Below are 20,229 nucleotides of genomic sequence, written 5' to 3'. Positions count from 1 at the left end.
TTTTATACGCAAAATTCTTGTATATGTACTTGCCTACTGACCGCTGTTCACGACCGGCGCTTAATGTAGCGCTTATAAGCATAATATTTAGCCGCCTATATTAATGCAGCGTTGTATTCGTGTAAAGTCAATTGTGATTTTTTTATCCGCTGTATGAATAAGTTAGCAACGAGCTTTGTTTATTCATATAGTCTCTAGCTATGATTAGATAATAATATTCTAAGCATCAGCAACACAGGTAGTTTAATAACCCCTACCCTCGCGTTACATCTAACATTGAGACTCATAGTGCGGTCTTTACAATCACTGGTGCTATCCTAAGACAGCATTGTACTTCGACTTTTCGAACTAGTCATAGAGAAGCTGGACGGCAGGGTGACTTGCCAGTACTATTAATAAACCATCTGTTTAGCGATCATTTATTAGCGCTAGCGTATATGCCACAACATCCAACTGTGACTAATTTGCATTACCATAAAACCGATAAACAGCGCTAAGGCAGATAGGGGTTGTACGGTAATAAAAATTAGTGCAAAACCAAATACGGTCAATAGCCATTTTGACATTTGACCTCGATATAGCTGGCTAACAATATGTTGGCGCGCGCGATATCCGGTATACCAAAAAATAAAAAATGCAAATACTGCTTGAGTGATAAAACTTAGTAGTGCACCAATGGCGGCGCTTTTTGCTATCGTAAGTTCACTATGTAACCAAATAGTATCTACTGTCCAAGCAATGATAATAAGGATAAATAGTATCCATGCTTGTCGTTTAATATAGATGCCAATTTTATCTTTTTGCGTGCGTTTAGCAGGCTTGGTCATCGGTATTCCTATAGCTCTTACAGCATTGGGACAATATATCATACTTATGATAATTTTATCCGTGAATGACTTACTTTATCTATAAGTATTACCTTTCGACTGAAATAAAACGCTACTTATTATAGGTAGGCTGTAACTATTAAGCAAGTAAAATCTGACTTTTATCAGTCACCTAACTCAAATGCTTATGGTAATGGCGTGTGCCCATACGTCACACTCAAATCACACCATTACCTGAGCGCCCCTGCACAGCTTAGAATATAGCCGCGGGTATCATATTTACGATGTTATACATTGATTGATTTGCTGAGCCATTGTCTGCCATCCACTGACAAAGTCTTTGCTACTACTCATATCTTCAACTTGTATGGTTGTTTTTACTGGCTGTAATTTAGCAAGTAGGCCTTTTGAGACTGTACCTTGGTTAACCATGCACATTTGATTAGTAGGACGATTTTCGTTTAACCAACGTAGCTGACTGGCCTTCGGAGAAATATGATGATCAGGGCTCAAACTACCTGCTAACTTTATATGCGTAGCTTTTTCGATATATTGATAAGCGTCATGATAGACCCAGTAAGGGCGTACAGTTTGCGAGCTTTGCTGTACATCTGCGACTGTTTTGTCCATACGTTCAGCAAAATTTTTGACATTGGCTTGGTAAGTACTTGTATACTCCGGATTAGCGTGACTATGTATCACTGCCAACGCTCGAGTAATGGCTTTTGCATTTTCAGGATCAAGCCAAATATGTGGATCCATCGTACCCTCAATTGGCGCGCCTTTTACATCACGCAGCGGATAACGGTTAAATGCGTCAAAATCAAACATCGCAATGGCGTTAGGTGCATTTTGCAAACTACCTGTTAGACTGTTTTCTAGTGCCGGCCCAAACCACACGACAAACTTACTATCTTTGATGGCCTTCATATCACTTGGACTGACGCTACCATGATGGCCCACATCACCTGCCTGTAGGATTCTGTTTGCAGATGGTGTTCCCTCAGTGACTGCTTCACTGAGTAGAAACATTGGATAGTTGCTCACACTTACAGTAGCTGCCTGAGCGCTTAGTGCCAAAAAACCTGACACCACTCCAGAGATTAGCAAACGCTTTAGCATGGTGATCGGACGTAATAGATGGTGAAAAACTGAGTTCATAGTAGGTATCTTTGATATATGAGTGATGGTGTTCAGACATTATATTTATTAGAGAGAGATAGTGATAAAAAGCAATCGCAAAACAGACGCATGAAGACGGCTTATCTGTTTCTTATTTTATTATGTTATACTATAACAACAAAACAACTGATAAAAAAGTTATTTTATTTTTAGGAGTTCCTACCATGTCTATTCATTCACCAACTTGTGAACACTTACATGATGCGCAAGACTTGACGCCACAAGATGTGGTAGAACGCCTAAACGCAGCAAGAGAACAATGTCGCTTAAACGGCTCACGTTTTACCGCCTTGCGTCAACAAATATACCAATTGATATTAGAAGCCAATAAGCCTATTGGGGCCTATGATTTAATCGCTCAATTACAGAGCATGCGCCTATCAGATACTGACAGTCCTGACGGGGCAAAAGAACAATCGGGCAACAAACAAACTTCAAAAAATGTTGCTCCACCAACGGTTTATCGCAGTTTAGAATTTTTATTAAGCGAGGGGTTAATTCATCAATTAACGTCTATCAATGCCTATGTTCCTTGCTGTCATCCAAGAGCACGGCATACCGCCGCATTTTTGATTTGCGACCAGTGCCATCGGGTAAAAGAATGTAGCAGTTTGCCAGTACAAGAAATGATGAATTTCGCTGAACAAGATATGGACTTTGTTGTTGAACGCAGCGTAATCGAGCTCAGTGGTCGGTGCCAAGTCTGCCAGTAACCTATAGATATCCGTCTAACCCTTTCCAATGCTTTTTTGGTGGTTTTCGATACCTATATTCTGGTTGTCTACATTTTTTATTTATCTATTCGTTGTCACATTATGAACCTTTCTACTTTATCTTCTAATCAATCGGGCGTTCCCATGGCGCATAACAATACTTCGAATGATGCTAGCCAACTGCTGAGCCTACGCAATATTAGCTACTATATTGGACCACAACGTCTTCTCTCGAATATCGATATCGATATTGCAGTCAATGAGACAGTCAGTCTCGTTGGGCCTAACGGAGCTGGTAAATCAACATTGGTCAAACTCATATTGGGTTTAATTGACCCAACCAAAGGCAGTGTCACAGCGCATCAACCGCTTCAGCTTGGCTACGTGCCACAGCGATTTACAGTTCCGCCAATATTGCCATTGCGAGTCAGTGACTTACTGGATCAAGCAGATAAAAAGCGGCTAACCGCTGAGCAACGACAGTTCATATTTGATAACTTAGCATTGACGCATTTGTTATCGCGGCAAATGTTGCATTTATCAGGTGGAGAAGCCCAGCGAGTGTTGCTGGCCCGAGCATTGTTGGATAAACCTAACTTGTTAATTCTAGACGAGCCTATGCAAGGGCTTGACCCTGATACAGAGGTTTGGCTATATCAATTTATCGATAAGTTACCAGATTTTTTACGTTGTGCCATGTTAGTAATATCCCATGATTTACACTGGGTTATGAGAGGTAGTCGACGCGTTATCTGTCTCAATAAGCATATTTGCTGCGAAGGACAACCCAGCGAGCTTGCCATTAGTATCGAGTTTAAAAAGCTATTTGGTCATTATTATGAACAACCGTATGTACATCAACCACATGCTTGCCAGCATCATGCACCAAACGAGCTCGAACTATAAATCTTAACACCACCTATGCTATAGCTGTATTGATTACGATGTTATGCCATCTAGTAATACAGTATTACGCTTCTACAAAATTTCATGGATGTTTATTATGACCTCTTGGTTAGCTATTATCGCTCCTGCTTGGATCGCTGGCAGTATTTTAGCGCTACTATCAGCACCTTTGGGTTGTTTGGTACTGTGGCGCCGTATGGCCTTTTTTGCTGATGCTTTAGCACATGGTACTTTGCTAGGTGTGGCTCTAGCAGCTTGGTGGCAGCTGCCGATGGGAATCGGTGTTGCATTAGTCAGTGTGGTGGTGGTGTTAGGGTTGGTATTGATTGATGATGAGCGTTTACCTGCTGACGCAGTATTGGCCGTCGTTGCAGTGTCATTACTGTGTTTGGGTTTATTGACCCTAACTCAACTAACAGACCAGCAGGCCAATGTACTGGGGTTTTTATTCGGTAATTTATTAGAGCTTGGTTGGGCTGACTTGCCTTTACTGGCAGGCAGCGTTTTAGTTGGTTTGGGCTTACTACGCTATATATGGCCTGCACAGATAAAGCTGGCAACCCATGAGGCACTCGCACGTATTCAAGGCATTAACCCAACACGTCAACGGCTATTCTTTATGGGTATTTTGGCAGGTTTTTGTGCCGTTGCCTTACAGGCTGTTGGTAGCTTGCTAATCAGTGGGTTACTAGTGTTGCCCGCTTTAACCGCACGTTTATGGGTCGCCTCACCAAAACAAATGGTGATTGTAGCTATGATTACTGCGCAATGTGGTGTAACTCTTGGTGTGTGGGGCAGTATTTGGTTTGATATACAAACTGGTCTGTCTATCGTCTTGATATTAGCCGCTTTATTTTTTGTAGCAATGATTTTTTCAAAGCTAATAAAGATAAAATCTTGGTCAGTCAATCGTTAACTGCGCTATAATGTCTATACAATGACTGTTTCTGACGCCCTTCTTATTCAACTTTATTTTGCTAATAACGCTAAGTTTTTTCGCTATATGTAGTATAAAGTTGTATAAATCAAATACGACTGAGATGGTAACGTCTGATAAATAATCATTCATCAGTAAACGCTATTATCTAGTAAGCGTTGTCAGTGCTAATATCTATAAGTATCTAGTAGATAACAGTCGCTCTATTATCCATACTCGTTCTAACAATACTTGTTGTTTTGATTCGATAAGGGACTGACCCAATGCCAAGCTACCCTGCCAGTAGAATAGAAACACCAGATGATCACCTCAATATTTTGCAAATTACGGATTTGCATTTATCGACACCGGTTGTAATGGATGCAAATGAGAATGATATTTTGCTTGACGACATGGCCTGTCAGCAAAGTTTTGAAAACGTACTCAAGCAAGCACTTCAGGAAGATATTCGATGCGACTTGATTGTTGTGACAGGAGACTTGGTCAATAAGGTCAAAGCCACTATTTATGATCATATTTTCGAGACGTTACAAGCGACCCGAATTCCTTTTGCTTGTATTGCTGGTAACCATGATGTAACAGATGAGAATGATAAAGACCTGCCCTTTTTTCAGCGAGAGCTCGTTGCTCGTCCTGCTGACACACGTTTACTCAGTCGACATATCATTGAAACGGACTATTGGCAATTACTGCTCTTGGATTCATCCATTGCAGGAAAAGTAGCAGGAGAGATCACATCTACCGATATTGATTGGCTTTGCAAAAGGCTTAGCACCTGTGACAAACCTGCACTGATCGCTCTGCATCACCATATCATACCTGTGGAATCCGACTGGATTGACACTCATATGGCCAAAAATACTGAGCGTTTCTGGCAACACATGCAATCATTTGAGCATTTGCAAGTGGTCATCAGTGGTCATATTCACCAAGAGCAAGTCAAATATCGTCACGGCGTCACTGTCTATAGCACACCATCTACCTGCTATCAGTTCAAACCTCATAAAGATGACTTTTCATATGATGAGAATGCATTACCAGGGTATCGCTGGTTGCAATTGGCCAACAATGGAACAGTTGCAAGCTGGGTTGAAAGACTGGATACTTGATGCCCAGAATTATTGGCACCATTGTTGGTACTAGCGAAAGCCTTAGCCCTTTGTGCTTATAGCCCTCACCAATAATTTTTGATAAAAAATGCAGTGATGAACAAATAAAAATATGCATTCAATATAAAAAATCACTTCATTATTATTACAAACAATGATACAACTTATGAAATAAAGCAAAGGTGAACTGATATCTCATATCAAAACACTGCACGATAGCTAGGATGGCCCATTAACCACAAGCTCAGTTTTTACAATCAATGACCTGCGGCATGCTTTAGACAGTACAGTATTATTCAATACCGAAGTTTATATAACAACATAACTAACAATCGGTATATTACTGTCAGTATATAAAGTCTACGATATTATTTGATCAGCTGTGTTACTTGTATTACCAAGTGGTGAAACGTTTGATAAAAGGACAAATTGTTGCGTTTGTAACATTAATAACGTCTTGTCTTTTGATACGTCGTTTTATTGAATTAATTTGAAAAAGTAGGATACCCATATGAGCACCCTGACTACGACTACAAATCCGAGTGAAGTTAAATTTACTCCTTATGTGCCAGCCAAAGACGAAGAGTATATGTCTGATGCGCAGTTGGAGCATTTTAAGACCATTTTATTGGATTGGAAAAACCAACTGATTGGCGAAGCGGATCGTACTAAAAACTACATCCAAGACGAATCCAGTGCTATGCCAGATATCAATGACCGCGCAACTCAAGAAGAAGAGTTTGCACTGGCATTACGTACTCGTGACCGTGAGCGCAAACTTATCCGTAAAATCGACAAATCGATGTTAGAGATCGAAAACGACGACTATGGATTTTGTGAAACTTGTGGTGTAGAAATTGGATTGCGTCGCCTCGAAGCACGTCCAACCGCGACACAGTGTATCGACTGCAAAACCTTATCCGAAATCAAAGAACGCCAAAACCAAGGCGCTTAGATCAGATATTGCAAGTAAGTATGTAAGCATAAGCGACCTTATAATAGGTCGCTTTTTGCATTTTAGACTTTCACTACTTTGTTAAATTACTTCACTCTACTCTGACACATATAATTACCGAAATAATGACACGGCTAACAAAATAATCGCATTTAATGAATATCTTTTGATACTCATATTTATTATTCTATCTCTATTACTTTTATAGACAGCCATTTATTTTGAAGACTACACCTATCGACATGCCAACTCAAACAGAATCCTCACAGCCTATCGGCCGCTTTGCACCCTCACCAACAGGTGAATTACATCTTGGTTCTCTGACCACTGCGCTTGCCAGCTTTTGCCATATTAAATCGATCGGTGGCAAATGGCTTTTGCGCATGGAAGATACCGATACTGAACGCTGTGATAGGCAGTTTACTGAGCAGATCCTAATGGACCTTGAGACATTGGGACTACATTGGGACGGTGATGTCATTTATCAGTCTGAGCGCATTGATATCTATAATGATTACTTATCGTCGTGTCTACAGCCGTTAACGTATGGCTGCCGATGCTCCCGTAAAGATTTAGAACAATACTGGGTGCAAGAAGAAATAAGCAGAAACCATAGTCATACTCACCTAGCCGTATCAATTAATCAAACGTTATCAGACAAGCAAGTTTTATCAATTGAACAAGTACAGCCAAATAGGCAGCGGTATCCGCGTCGCTGTGTGGCAGCTAACCTTGATAGACAGCAGCATAAGCTACGCATCCAACTACCAGACTATCGGATTGGTTTCAATGACGGTATTCAGGGATTACAGTGGGACAATCCACAGCAGACGTTGGGTGATATGGTTGCTCGTCGCCAAGACGGTATGATCAATTACATACTGGCGGCCAGCCTTGACGATGGCCTACAGCAGGTTACTCATATCATGCGCGGCCTTGATATCTTACCTATGACGACTGCACAGATCGGTATTATGCAAGCCGCACGCCTACCCACTATTGATCGGTGGTACCATCTGCCATTAATTAACAATGCTGATGGTCAAAAGCTCTCTAAGCAAAACCTTGCTCAACCAATCGACACATCGGATCCAAGCCAGCTCATCGCTGAAGCCCTGTCACTATTACAGCAACCAAAAGTCGATATCGATACACCAGAAAATATGCTTAAACAAGCCATTGCTCAGTGGGACAATACCCCGCTACAAGGCAAACAGCAGTTAAACCTGATCTATTAATAAGCGTTAAAAAATCATAAAACAGACAAAAAAAAGCGCCACTACCAGTGACGCTTTCTTATTTTCCAATAATACTCAGTATTATTTATCAACACTTTAAAGCTATGCAGAGACTATTATATATAGAACCTATTAATAATAACGGCATTGGCTTTTTTCTATTTCAGGGCTTTCTTTATATATCTTTAATAATAGCGCGACCATAACCAAGCTAATCAACATAGACGAACCACCATAACTAAAGAACGGCATAGTCAAACCTTTGGTTGGAATGGCGCCCATATTCATCGCAGCATTAATAATCGTCTGGGCAATGAACACCACGCCAATACCAAAAGCGGTATAGCTCATACGCATTTGACGGCGTTTTAGCGCGTTATAACTGATACGCATCGCACTACCAATAATTAACGCCTCAAGTATCAGTACCATGCTGACACCGACAAACCCTAACTCTTCACCTGTAATAGCCAATAAGAAATCCGTATGTGCCTCAGGTAAATGCGACAGTTTCTGTACACTTTCACCATAGCCAACACCCGTAAATTGTCCACGACCAAAGGCGATCAAACTACGTGCGAGCTGATAATCAGTATCCTGCACATCATCAAATGGATCCATAAACGACATCACACGCACCAATCGGTACTCTGCTGTGGTAACCATCAAGACAGCCCCACCGATAGCAGCAGCACCCAAGGCTAAGAAGTGCTTATAAGGTGCGCCAGCGATATAAAAAATCGCAAACAGTGTACCAATGATGACAACAAAAGAACCAAAGTCTGGCTGCGACAATAACAATATCGTTATCAGCGCTACTACCAGCATAATTCGTAAGAAACCATCTAAGCCATTACGAACTTCAAAAGATCGTCGCACCACAAAATCAGATACAAACACGATCATGACCAGTTTGGCCAACTCGGCTACCTGAAAATTAAAGCCGCCTACTGTAAGCCAGCGTTTGGAACCATTAATTGGCGTACTAAACAATGTAGCCACAAGTAATAGCCCTGTGATGCCTAGCAAGGCAAACTGGGTCTCGGTCTTATACAGTGTACGTAAAGACACACCGTAATAAGGAATAACCGCAACGATTAAACCAATCGTCATATACAACAGCTGGTTTTTGAAGAAATATAGCTCTGTCATACCGCGGCTAAGCGCAAAGGGGATAGAAGCAGAAGCAACCATCAGTAGACTCAGCACCATCATACAGCCGACGCTTGCTAATAAAATTGCGCGCGCTGACGGCATAGACAGAACACCATCTGAGCCAGAAGTTTGCTTGGTTTGGGGCGAGGAACGAAAAAAAGAAGAGAGCGCCATAATTTTATATACACTAACAAACGAAAAAACACGGCGTCTATGAAACGCCACCGTTTAAAAAATCATAAAGTAAATCTTACTAGATAGGTGATAAAAACCTTAGCCGTTAGCAAATGCCTTAGCTAGCACCTATTTCAGCAGTCAGGATTGTATGTTTGACAGTAGCAGCAATCTATAGGCAAAACAATCGTTTATCATAAAATACTGACTGTAGCTAGAGACGAGACATCTGCTAAACCGATCTATGTAGCTGATTAAAACATCCAATGACCTATCAAGCTTCTGATTGCGCTGTGCCTAATTGATTGACCAGTTGGCTAAAGTGTTCACCGCGCGCCGCATAACCACTATATTGGTCAAAGCTAGCACAGGCAGGTGACAACAATACAGCCTGCACTTGCGATAAGCTGCTGGTAGTGACTTGTTGGATAGTCGCAAACGCATTCTCTAATGTCTGACACTGATGTAGTGCGACATCATCACTCAACTTCGCATATCTTAAGTGTTGTTCAATCTGCTGGCCATCTTCACCAATGAACAAGACTTGGCTCACGTATTGATTGATAAAAGGCGTTAATTCACCAAACTGTTGTCCTTTGCCTTGCCCGCCTAAGATCAATAACAGTTTACCGTCTTTTGGCGCATAGACTGCGCCCAAACCTTCGATAGCGGCCATGGTCGAGCCAATATTGGTGCCTTTAGAGTCGTTAAAATAATCAATACCAGCAGCATTAGCCACATATTGGCAGCGGTGTTCAAGACCTGCGAACTGCTGCAAAGTGTTCAGCATACTCTCTAGCGGTAATCCTGCAAGCTCACCAAGGACCAGAGCCGCTTGCGCATTCAGTAGATTATGACGTCCTTTAATCAACAGTTTGTCTGCGGACAGTAATCGTTCTGTACCACGAGCAAGATAAATTTGGCCTTCTATGTCAGTAATAAGCCCGTACTGATCTTTATCAGGGGCATGAATACCGGTACTAATTCTTGGTAGATTGTCTGCGACTAATGGACGAGTAAGTGCATCTTCACGGTTTATCATCACCGACTTGGCACCCTGGAAAATACGGTGTTTGGCTTGATGGTAACCGAGCATGTCTCCATGACGATCTAAATGATCAGGCGACATATTGAGCACAGTCGCTACCTTTGCACCCAAATTGGTGACGGTTTCTAATTGGAAGCTAGATAGCTCAAGTACTGCTAGCTCCATATCAGGATTTTCAAGTAACGTTAAGGCTGGTACACCAATATTGCCACCGACACCCACATTAACGCCAGCATCTGCCGCCATTTGGCCAACTAACGTAGTGACCGTACTTTTTGCATTAGAGCCTGTAATCGCGACAATAGGTGCAGTACAAGCTTCACAGAACAGTTGGATATCGCTGACTACAGGAATATTGGCTTGGCGAGCAGCAGCCACAGCGGCAGTTTTAAGAGAAATACCTGGGCTAATAATGATACGAGCTGCTTGCTGTAATAAATCAGCATCTATCGCGCCAAACTGACGAACCTCTACTTCGGCTGGCAACTGATCGGCCAGTTTAGGGATAGCTTGAGTATCAGTGACTGCGACTTGATAGCCTTGTTTGGCCAAGTAATGCGCAACCGACAATCCAGACTTCCCCAAACCAACCACGACTTGTAGACCACTACCCTTATGAAGTAAGGCTTCTGTTGCTGTATTAGTGGTCATATCTATTCCTTCTATTAAACGAGAAAAGTTGCATTAAAGATATTTACTGTATAGCGACTCTAATCGACGCCGCTAAGATGTGCAGCATCTTAACGCCATCGTTCAGATTTCGGTACTGATTTTTTATGACTTTATGCTATTATTCGCCTGTTTTTATATTAAGTGGCTAATGCTATAATAGTAAGCTTGGTTAATATTTATCAGTATTTTGCTGAGCACATAGCTCAAGCATTTTAGTTTAGCATGTTGTCACGTTTATCGCGCTATTGTCACGCTTCTTCATCAACGATTATTGTTGTGATAGAGGTATATCAGACAATTTTGATAATTTGACGAGTGATATATCACCTTCTACTACAGCAAGTGATTGCTGACTCTATATATTATTGTAGGTACATCTATCTAGTCGCCTATTTTAAGCAATCTTTTAAAAAAATATTTTTAGGTACGTTACTACCCTTATCATCGTATTGATTATTGATGAGCGTATTTTTGATACCAAAAAAATCAGTAGATACCTCGGTTATTAGTTAGATATCTTGGTTATTAGTTTCTCACAATCCAACACAGCAACATGACCTAGTACATGTTGAAGTAAAAGAAAAATGAATAGCTATTATTAGCGACGCGATCATTTTATAAATGAGTAATGATTACTTTTTTTGCCTCTAACCCTATGTAGTTTACTTATGACATCTTTTATTGATAACTTGCGTGACGAGTGGTTTTCCAATGTTCGCGGTGACGTTTTATCGGGTTTGGTTGTAGCACTAGCCCTTATTCCAGAAGCCATTGCCTTTTCTATTATCGCTGGCGTTGATCCAAAGGTTGGCTTATACGCCTCATTTTGTATCGCAGTCGTAATCAGTTTTGTTGGTGGTCGTCCAGGGATGATTTCAGCAGCGACTGGCGCTATGGCACTCGTAATGGTCGATTTAGTCGCTGATCATGGTTTGCAATATTTGCTTGCCGCGACCTTACTTTGCGGTGCCATTCAGGTCGTTATGGGTATCCTAAAGCTTGGTAACCTGATGCGCTTTGTCTCCCGCTCCGTAGTTATTGGTTTCGTCAACGCGCTAGCAATCTTGATTTTTGCCGCGCAATTACCAGAACTGAACCCGATGACTGAGCGCGTGGGCATGACTGTTTATATCATGACGGCAGCTGGTTTGGCGATTATCTATCTGTTTCCACTTATCCCTAAAATCGGTCGCATCATTCCTTCACCACTTATTTGTATTGTGGGTTTGACCGCTGTTGCTATGTATATGAACCTTGATATTCGCAATGTTGGTAGCATGGGTGATTTGCCAGATTCATTACCAGTATTCTTGTTACCTGATATTCCATTAAACCTAAACACTTTGCTGATTATTGCTCCCTATTCTATCGCGCTTGCTATTGTTGGTCTTTTAGAGTCGATGATGACAGCGACGATCGTCGATGAATTGACTGATACACCAAGTGATAAAAACAAAGAATGTCGTGGTCAAGGTATGGCCAATGTCGTGTCAGGTTTCTTTGGTGGTATGGCAGGCTGTGCAATGATTGGTCAGTCAATGATCAACGTCAAATCGGGTGGCCGCACTCGTCTATCTACCTTGATAGCCGGTGTTGTCCTTCTTATTATGGTCGTGTTCTTAAGCGAATGGGTTAGTCAAATTCCAATGGCAGCCTTGGTTGCAGTCATGATTATGGTATCGATTGGTACGTTTAACTGGCAATCGATTCGCGAGTTTAAGACACATCCAATGTCGTTTAATATCGTTATGCTCGCGACTGTATTGACTACCGTCTTTACTCACAACTTGGCTTATGGTGTTGGCGTAGGTGTCTTACTATCTGCCTTAGCATTTGCCAATAAAATTGGTCAATTCTTAACCATTTTTAGTGAATATGATGACAGTAGTAATACCCGTTACTATTATGTTCAAGGACAGGTATTCTTTGCCTCTACTACGCAGTTCCTACATAGCTTCGATACCAAAGAAGCCGTGGACAGTGTTCAGATCGATGTAAGCCAAGCACATTTCTGGGATGTCAGCGCTGTTGACACCTTAGACAAGCTAGTGATGCGCTTGCAACGTGAAGGTATTGATGTCAAAGTGGTAGGACTCAACAATGCGAGCCGAACACTGATTGACCGCTTCTCTGTTCACGACCGCCGTGATATTGGCTTATTGGACTAAGCGCATCTACGCGGTTGCCATGTGGCTATATTGTTAATCCATGGCAGATGTATCGGATATTAATAGACAGCTATATGGGTAAAAGGGTTAGTTAGTTAGATTGTTCATACGCTAACCCTAAACCGAGATAGTAGATTTTTATTATTAAAATGATGTGGTCGTTTTATGAGTAATTTAAAACCAGATAGTGTAATTGCTTGCTTGGATTGTCCTGATCATGTTCAAGCCGTACTAGAAGCTAGTATGTGGGCTTCTAGTCGCCTGCGCGCACCTGTTGGCTTATTGCATTCGATGCCAAGCTTGCAGCAAAAAGCTGCTATTAATTATTCTGGTTGCCTCAATATTGATGACGAAAACGCTTTGCTCGAACAGTTCACATCTAAAGAGCATCTAAATAACTGTGAGCTGAAAGCGCAAGGGCGCCTGTTATTATCTCAAGCAACCTCATATTGTGAACAGCAACGCCATAAGCTAAAGACATATACACTGCACCGTCATGAGAACCTCAACCAAAGCATCGATTATGTCGATGATAAGGCCCAACTGATCGTTATAGGTCATCATGTCACCTGCAAATCGACACTGAGCCAACTTATACGAGTCAGTCACTGCCCCATTTTGGTGACACATGCACCATTTTTGACCCCTACTACTGCTTTATTCGCGTTTGATAACAGTCCAACGTGCCATAAACTACTAAAATGGTTGTGTAAAACGCCACTTGTGCGTGCATTGACGGTTCATATTGTAATGGTTGGGAAAGAGACTTCTGATAACTGTGATGCACTGCGTGAAGCCTATGCCAAACTCAAACAGGCGGGTATCAAATCCAAAAAGACATTGCTGGACTGCCGTGATGTTGCAGCGGCTTTGAACTATTATCAAAACCAACATGATATTGGTTTGCTCATGACAGGGGCTTTCGGCCAATCTCGTTTACGCGAATTACTACAAGGTAGCGACACAAAAAAGCTATTGGTCAGTACAAAAACCCCTTACCTACTCTTTCCTAAAGCATAACGGTGTATATATAAATACGTCCAAACCCTTTACCTACCTAAGCGCAAGGGTCTGACTACTATGTCAGGCTCTGCTGCTTACTTCTACTTTCTCTCTGTCTTCTCGCCACTCATCTTTGATACGCTTGTATAAAAAGACCAAGCTAACGACCAAAATCAAGTTAGCAAATCGTCACATGAAATAAAGGGATAGCCTCCCCAAGCACTCAAAAAGTTGGTTATAATAAAGTTTTCGTTAACCAAACGCTAAAGATTGATTCACCTTTATTATGCTTGTAGCGATGGCTCTAATCGTTGCACCGTAACCCATATCCTATGTTGCTACTGTCACTACTTTTTAATGAATAACGCCAATTCTACCTCCCCCCTTGAGTAGGTTGGCACAGTTCTTGAATAACATACAGTAAGCAAGGCAGAGATATGATGATGCACCATAGTACTTCTATCAATCTGCGGCATCACACAAATAAGGAATTTTTTATGAAGCTAATCACTGCGATCTTAAAACCGTTTAAGCTCGACGACGTGCGTGAAGCGCTTTCCGACATCGGTGTTAAAGGTGTCACTGTCACTGAAGTCAAAGGTTTCGGTCGTCAAAAGGGTCATACAGAGCTCTATCGCGGCGCAGAATACGTGGTGGATTTTTTACCTAAAGTAAAAGTCGAAGTGGCTGTGATCGATGAGATGGTAGAGCCTGCTATTGAGGCAATCACTCGTATCGCTAGCACTGGTAAGATTGGTGACGGCAAAATTTTTGTCACTGCACTTGAGCAAGTTATCCGCATCCGTACGGGTGAAACGGGGCCTGACGCTATCTAAATTTGAAAACCTACCTACGGGCATAAACTTATAGGTACAGACTCTTATAGCATTTTTATCTATCGGTCATGCCGATATCTATATTATAAATTCAAGGGGGAATTTAAATGGAAAGTCAAATCTTTGAGCTCCAATATGCGCTCGATACGTTTTACTTTTTGATATGTGGTGCGTTGGTCATGTGGATGGCAGCAGGCTTCACTATGTTAGAGGCCGGACTGGTCCGGTCAAAAAATACAGTCGAAATCTTAACCAAAAACGTCGCGCTATTTTCAACAGCTAGTATCATGTATATGGTATGCGGCTACGCGATTATGTACGGTGGCGATCTATTTCTAAGCGGAATCGCAGGTGGTGATACATTAGTAGAAGACGCCTTAGCGGCCTCTACTGAAAACGGCTTCGGTGGCGACTCTGTCTACTCTGCCGCATCAGATTTTTTCTTCCAAGTTGTCTTTGTAGCGACCTGTATGTCAATCGTATCGGGTGCCGTTGCTGAGCGTATGAAACTGTGGTCATTCTTATTGTTCGCTGTGGTTATGACTGGCTTTATCTATCCATTAGAAGGTAGCTGGACATGGGGCGGCAACGATGTATTTGGTATGTTCAACCTAGGCGATATGGGCTTCTCTGACTTTGCAGGCTCTGGTATTGTACACATGGCAGGTGCAGCAGCAGCGTTGGCAGGTGTATTACTTTTAGGATCACGTAAAGGCAAATACGGTCCTAACGGCGAAATACGCGCCATTCCAGGTGCCAACCTACCACTTGCTGCGCTTGGTACATTAATTTTGTGGATGGGTTGGTTCGGTTTCAACGGCGGTTCAGTACTTAAACTAGGCGACATCGCCAGCGCTAACTCTGTTGCAGTAGTTTTCTTAAATACTAATGCGGCAGCTGCCGGCGGCGCAGTAGGCGCTTTATTGTTAGCACGCCTCATCTTCGGCAAAGCTGATTTGACCATGCTCCTAAACGGTGCACTAGCTGGTCTAGTAGCCATTACTGCTGAACCTTCAACGCCTTCAGCATTGCAAGCCACTATCTTTGGCCTTATCGCTGGTATCATCGTGGTACTATCAATCTTAGCCTTAGATAAAATCAAAATTGATGATCCAGTCGGTGCCATCTCAGTTCATGGTGTGGTTGGTTTATTCGGCCTACTAATCGTACCTATCACCAACCCAGCATCTACCTTTATCGGTCAGATTGTAGGCGCTGCTACCATTTTTGCTTGGGTGTTCATTGCTAGCCTAGTAGTTTGGTCTATCATCAAGCTGGTTATCGGTCTACGTATCTCTGAAGAGGACGAGTACGAAGGAGCTGATATTGCAGAGTGTGGTATGGAAGCTTACCCAGAATTCATAAGATAAGCTCCTTTTAAGTAAGCTGAAGATTGCTGTTAAATGCGCCGATACTACCTACTGTAGTATCGGCGCTTATAGTTCTAGTGCTTAAAGAACGCCCCTATTGAAGCTATAAACTTAGATCTAAAACGTAAAAAATCCCGCAAGACCTTTCGGTAACGCGGGATTTTTGTGTATTAATCTGAGACTAATTTTTAGTTTATTTCTTTTTCCATTCTTGGCTACGAGAGAATGGTCCGATATAGCCTTTTAATTTTAATGTATTACCACTTAAGCTTGCAGTCATTCGATAGTCTTTGCCTTTCTCAGGATCAGTAATCGTACCACCACTATATTTACCACCACCATCAGACTTTAGACCTCTAATAACAGTTTTACCAACGTGTTTTTTGCCTGTAGCTGAGTTAGTAGCAACAAGAGTACCTGTTAACACACCATTTGACTCAGTGATTTTTACCGTACCTTTTGGCTTGCCTTCATCATATGTCTGCCATGTAGTGTTGGCTAATGGGTCAGCGGCGAATGCCATACTGGCAATACCAATACCAGCAACAGCTAAAGTGGTCTTTGTAAATAATTTCATAGATTGACTCCCTTCATACAATGATTACTAGAAACGTGATGTTTCTGATGTCCTATGCTTATCCTTTGCTAGAACCTTTCATTACGAGCTTTACGGTTTCGACCTTTTTAAATGATAGTTACCATTATAACTTATAAGATTTTGGTTAAAGGTTCGAGCGACACAAGCGATGTCTTAACTCATTATAAGCAATTTTTAGGCTTTGCCTAGTAGTTTTTTTGCAGTTTCTTATTTCTACAAAAATAAAACCATATCAAAGAGTTACAGGAAAGGGTTGTCGATATTTTTATCTAATTGGTCATCATTTTCCTTTGACTTAGCACTATTCTTGCTATACAGATTTTCTTCTTCAAACGCTTGTACAATTTTCCCTGACAGCTCATGTAGCTGTTGGGCTTGCTTATATCCTAACTCATCAAAAGTGAGATCAATATCACCATATATAATAATCTTGTCTTGTTGATTTTCAATGACAAGATCACCAATCTGCATACTTTGATGGTCGTTGGCAAATGGCTCAATCATTTGGTTATCCTTATTGTCAGTAACATTTTATTTTTTCAACATTAGGCTATTCTTTGGTTTTACTGCCAGTTTAGGCCTGTAATTGTGCAATCAACCACTCTAAAATAGCCCACACAAACAGCATCCACCCAGGCTCTTCCACTGGCGCCTCCGGCGTATCTGAACTCTCACCTGCCTTCAATGGTAAGTCAAACGCTTGAGATTTGGACTGATTATCTAGCATAGGTAATACATCGATACCAACCTCAGTGGTTAGCTCATCGATGCTGATCACGTCGATGCGTTCTGATTCATCATTTGGTGCATAATACACGCCTGCTTGATTGGTTGCTGGGATGTATACAGCTTTGAAAAAGTGACTAGGCACAAGGACACGATTAGCGAGCTGCTTGGTTTTTTTATCGGTAAATGCCACACCTGTAATGGTATATACTTCACCGTATTGCTGCGTTAGATACCGCGTAGCAGATTCAATATTACGCCAAATATAACGATTGTTACGTGGTGACTGTGGAGCAATATTGGCTAGGCTGAAGCTATCATATTGCTGGCTACGATTGGCCATATCGGCATTAGGTGCCAAATGCCCTCGATCATAGCCAGAACCTGAATAGTCAGATAGCGAGGCACGTGCTGACTCTGGTAGCTTACTCTCTTCATGAAAACTGTCTTCACGGTCAATCTGTTTGGCTTGTTGTAGACGCGTGCGATCGAGATATTCTGCTGACCAGAGCGGTGTACGCGAGACCCCCGAGTACATAACTGCAAAGCCATCCATGCATAGCGCTTGTGTGTCTTTCTTTAGCTTGGTATTGGTAAATTCGGGATAAACGCCACCATAAAAAGACTGGCTACACTGGGTCAAATCACCAGCGTGAGCTTGTGTGATACCCGTCGCGACAAGCAATATCGCCATCAGCGCATTATTCTTAAATCCGTACTTCAGCTTATTAAAAACTATCATTCAACTTTCAACCATTTATACTTGCCGTTACATATTTGCTATCCTAGCAGGCGCTTGCCAATAAAGAAAGATAGCGCGCAAGTCGTGACATTTTAAATGGTATCCGCTATACTTAGGCGTTCAAAAAACGGTGAAGTGGGTGAGTGGCTGAAACCGCACGCCTGGAAAGTGTGTATACGTTCATAGCGTATCGAGGGTTCGAATCCCTCCTTCACCGCCAATCTTATTCCGCTCAAGTAAAGCCTAGTTTTATTATCCTATTCTATCCTTACTGAAACTTTCTATAAATCATTTAATAGTAGGACTTTAAGTCCATACTCATTCTCTACTGCTGCCTGAAATATTCCTGTGTAACCTCAACTCCTAATCGAATAACATATTAGCTGACCGAACTAAAAAATTCGTACCATGGACTGAGAGTGACTCATACAAAAGTTGTAACGCAAGATAACTATCTACTTTTCAGTAGAGTTAAACAATAAAAACCCCAGTTTAGAAACTGGGGTTTTTATTATCTTCGAATACCAGTCTGAATTTTAGAGCATAGCTTGCGCAATCATTGCTGATCCAATAAACGTACCTGTAAAGGTCAGTACCGCAACAATAGCAATTTTAAAGCCAGACTTCTTGAACAGATCAACTTCCACTTGCGAAATGGCAAAACCAGCGTAAGCAAGTACTGGCGTTAATAATTGCAATACGCCCAGTTTGGCAGTTTCTTCTAAAACATAAGCACTAAATGGAAACTGTGGTAGAGAGATTAAAATGGCTACAATAGATATCCAAGCAATCGCAGGTACATTGACTGGAATAAAGCGTTTTAACAGCATACCAATCACACAACATGCAAATAAAATGAGCATGGCAGGTAGTGCTGATAATGGGTTTACACCTTGCCCTACCCAGTTGCTTAGTAGCAAGACCACGCAAATCACAGCTAATAGGATAAAAGACTGCATGACAGACAGACTGGCAGGCTCTTCCATGACTGCATCAAGATTGGTTTCTGTCGTAGCAATAGTCTGTTGGTTCTTCTTAAATTTACTGACTACTTTATACAGAAACTCTGTAAAAGGCAGCGCCACAAATAAACTAACAAATAAACCAGTGGCGTACGTTAGCAAGTTAGAAGTCGCTGCAAATGCCGTAATTGTCTCTGCTTGAGCGGGCACTGTCTCTGCCAATGCTGCTGAACAAGCACCCATCATGCTACCACTACCAATACCGCATGCCATAGCAAGTGCGCGTACATCCATGACATCCATTGAGGCGATGATACCAGCCATTAATGAGAAGTAAATCGCACCAAATAAAGTACCCATGACATAGACGCCCATCACACCGATGCCTTCTGGACTTTGCAGCCCGTATTTATCAGCAATCAAAGCGACGTTGGGTTCACGGGCAACGGAGTGCGTGGCACCGATGGCTTCTCGGCCCATACCAAAAACGAGCACTGCAACGGGCAGCGCAATCAGAACGGTCGCTACATTACCTAACTCTTGCAATAGTAGTGCTGGACCAGCAGCGATGATTTCTTCGATATTGGGACCAACACCAACACCAAATTTGGCGATGAAAGGCATGATACTTAATAGAATGGCATAACTGGCAAACTTGGCTCGTTTTTTAGTTATAACAGCCTTCATCGAGGGCACGACATTGGGGTTTAATAAAATTGCGAAGATAAAGGCATAAAGTAATGGCAGTAATACTAAAATACCGATACCGATAGGAATTTTTATAATGCCTATCCATTCTGCTAATAACGATGCAGCGATCACTAATAAATGCAGCTTCCAATCAAGCAGGTGCTTCGTCATGGTAGGTGACAGCACGCTATTGTTGTTCATATAAATTCCCTTTGAGTT

General features: G+C 41.8%; 18 protein-coding genes and 1 tRNA gene. 11 read left to right on the top strand and 8 right to left on the bottom strand.

All coding sequences use genetic code 11. The annotated features are described in order from the left end of the window. Positions 1-428: 428 nt before the first annotated feature. Entirely contained in the window at positions 429-827 is a 399-nt protein-coding gene (locus tag ACT3QQ_RS05025; protein ID WP_444520667.1) for an ATP synthase subunit I, read from the bottom strand. A 279-nt stretch (positions 828-1,106) separates the two neighbouring features. Then, positions 1,107-1,988, bottom strand: a complete 882-nt coding sequence (locus ACT3QQ_RS05020; protein WP_444527176.1) for a metal ABC transporter solute-binding protein, Zn/Mn family — start codon at positions 1,986-1,988, stop codon at positions 1,107-1,109. A 185-nt stretch (positions 1,989-2,173) separates the two neighbouring features. On the opposite strand from ACT3QQ_RS05020, the gene ACT3QQ_RS05015 reads away from it, so the two are divergent. The 6 genes from ACT3QQ_RS05015 to gluQRS all read left to right on the top strand — a co-directional run bounded on the left by ACT3QQ_RS05015 (position 2,174) and on the right by gluQRS (position 7,867). Further along, the gene (locus tag ACT3QQ_RS05015; protein ID WP_444527175.1) at positions 2,174-2,722 is read left to right on the top strand and encodes a Fur family transcriptional regulator; all 549 of its coding nucleotides are present in this window, start codon (positions 2,174-2,176) and stop codon (positions 2,720-2,722) included. 144 nt (positions 2,723-2,866) lie between these two features. Beyond that, positions 2,867-3,628 carry a metal ABC transporter ATP-binding protein gene (locus ACT3QQ_RS05010; RefSeq protein WP_444527174.1) on the top strand — a complete coding sequence of 254 codons (762 nt, stop codon included), beginning with the start codon at positions 2,867-2,869 and terminating at the stop codon, positions 3,626-3,628. Positions 3,629-3,725: 97 nt separating this feature from the next. After that, entirely contained in the window at positions 3,726-4,544 is an 819-nt protein-coding gene (locus ACT3QQ_RS05005; protein ID WP_444520671.1) for a metal ABC transporter permease, read from the top strand. A 284-nt stretch (positions 4,545-4,828) separates the two neighbouring features. Then, positions 4,829-5,674, top strand: a complete 846-nt coding sequence (locus tag ACT3QQ_RS05000) for a metallophosphoesterase (protein WP_444527173.1) — start codon at positions 4,829-4,831, stop codon at positions 5,672-5,674. Between the two features lie 511 nt (positions 5,675-6,185). Then, positions 6,186-6,629 carry an RNA polymerase-binding protein DksA gene (gene dksA, locus ACT3QQ_RS04995; protein ID WP_444520673.1) on the top strand — a complete coding sequence of 148 codons (444 nt, stop codon included), beginning with the start codon at positions 6,186-6,188 and terminating at the stop codon, positions 6,627-6,629. Positions 6,630-6,871: 242 nt separating this feature from the next. Next, positions 6,872-7,867, top strand: a complete 996-nt coding sequence (gene gluQRS, locus ACT3QQ_RS04990) for a tRNA glutamyl-Q(34) synthetase GluQRS (protein ID WP_444527172.1) — start codon at positions 6,872-6,874, stop codon at positions 7,865-7,867. A 132-nt stretch (positions 7,868-7,999) separates the two neighbouring features. On the opposite strand, the gene ACT3QQ_RS04985 is transcribed toward gluQRS, so the two are convergent. Both ACT3QQ_RS04985 and murD read right to left on the bottom strand, forming a co-directional pair. Then, positions 8,000-9,196, bottom strand: a complete 1,197-nt coding sequence (locus ACT3QQ_RS04985) for an FtsW/RodA/SpoVE family cell cycle protein (protein WP_444527171.1) — start codon at positions 9,194-9,196, stop codon at positions 8,000-8,002. A gap of 274 nt (positions 9,197-9,470) precedes the next feature. Then, on the bottom strand, positions 9,471-10,895 hold the full coding sequence (murD, locus tag ACT3QQ_RS04980) for a UDP-N-acetylmuramoyl-L-alanine--D-glutamate ligase (protein ID WP_444527170.1): 1,425 nt from the start codon (positions 10,893-10,895) through the stop codon (positions 9,471-9,473). A 689-nt stretch (positions 10,896-11,584) separates the two neighbouring features. Between murD and ACT3QQ_RS04975 the strand changes: the two genes are divergently transcribed. The 4 genes from ACT3QQ_RS04975 (at position 11,585) to ACT3QQ_RS04960 (ending at position 16,292) form a co-directional block, all read left to right on the top strand. Then, a complete protein-coding gene (locus ACT3QQ_RS04975) occupies positions 11,585-13,084 on the top strand; it encodes a SulP family inorganic anion transporter (protein ID WP_444527169.1) in 1,500 nt (499 codons plus the stop codon). Positions 13,085-13,249: 165 nt separating this feature from the next. Next, complete coding sequence (locus ACT3QQ_RS04970) at positions 13,250-14,104, top strand: universal stress protein (RefSeq protein ID WP_444527168.1); 855 nt, start codon at positions 13,250-13,252, stop codon at positions 14,102-14,104. 479 nt (positions 14,105-14,583) lie between these two features. Further along, the gene (locus tag ACT3QQ_RS04965; RefSeq protein WP_010197981.1) at positions 14,584-14,922 is read left to right on the top strand and encodes a P-II family nitrogen regulator; all 339 of its coding nucleotides are present in this window, start codon (positions 14,584-14,586) and stop codon (positions 14,920-14,922) included. A gap of 107 nt (positions 14,923-15,029) precedes the next feature. Next, complete coding sequence (locus tag ACT3QQ_RS04960; RefSeq protein WP_444522976.1) at positions 15,030-16,292, top strand: ammonium transporter; 1,263 nt, start codon at positions 15,030-15,032, stop codon at positions 16,290-16,292. A 193-nt stretch (positions 16,293-16,485) separates the two neighbouring features. Here ACT3QQ_RS04960 and ACT3QQ_RS04955 read toward each other — a convergent pair whose 3' ends face one another. The 3 genes from ACT3QQ_RS04955 to ACT3QQ_RS04945 form a co-directional block, all read right to left on the bottom strand. Continuing rightward, positions 16,486-16,869 (bottom strand): DUF2147 domain-containing protein, encoded by a 384-nt coding sequence (locus ACT3QQ_RS04955; protein ID WP_444520680.1) that lies wholly within the window; start codon positions 16,867-16,869, stop codon positions 16,486-16,488. A 261-nt stretch (positions 16,870-17,130) separates the two neighbouring features. After that, positions 17,131-17,394 (bottom strand): hypothetical protein, encoded by a 264-nt coding sequence (locus ACT3QQ_RS04950; protein ID WP_444527167.1) that lies wholly within the window; start codon positions 17,392-17,394, stop codon positions 17,131-17,133. Between the two features lie 70 nt (positions 17,395-17,464). Then, entirely contained in the window at positions 17,465-18,358 is an 894-nt protein-coding gene (locus ACT3QQ_RS04945; protein ID WP_444527166.1) for a DNA/RNA non-specific endonuclease, read from the bottom strand. Positions 18,359-18,487: 129 nt separating this feature from the next. Here ACT3QQ_RS04945 and ACT3QQ_RS04940 point away from each other — a divergent pair. After that, positions 18,488-18,578: transfer RNA gene (locus ACT3QQ_RS04940), tRNA-Ser, on the top strand. Between the two features lie 316 nt (positions 18,579-18,894). Here the strand turns inward: ACT3QQ_RS04940 and ACT3QQ_RS04935 are convergent. Continuing rightward, positions 18,895-20,211, bottom strand: a complete 1,317-nt coding sequence (locus ACT3QQ_RS04935; RefSeq protein WP_444527165.1) for a DUF3100 domain-containing protein — start codon at positions 20,209-20,211, stop codon at positions 18,895-18,897. Positions 20,212-20,229 lie beyond the last annotated feature (18 nt).

The sequence above is a fragment of the Psychrobacter sp. AOP7-A1-24 genome (genome assembly GCF_052376235.1).
GTDB lineage: Bacteria > Pseudomonadota > Gammaproteobacteria > Pseudomonadales > Moraxellaceae > Psychrobacter.
This window is presented reverse-complemented; position numbering and strand designations above follow the sequence as displayed.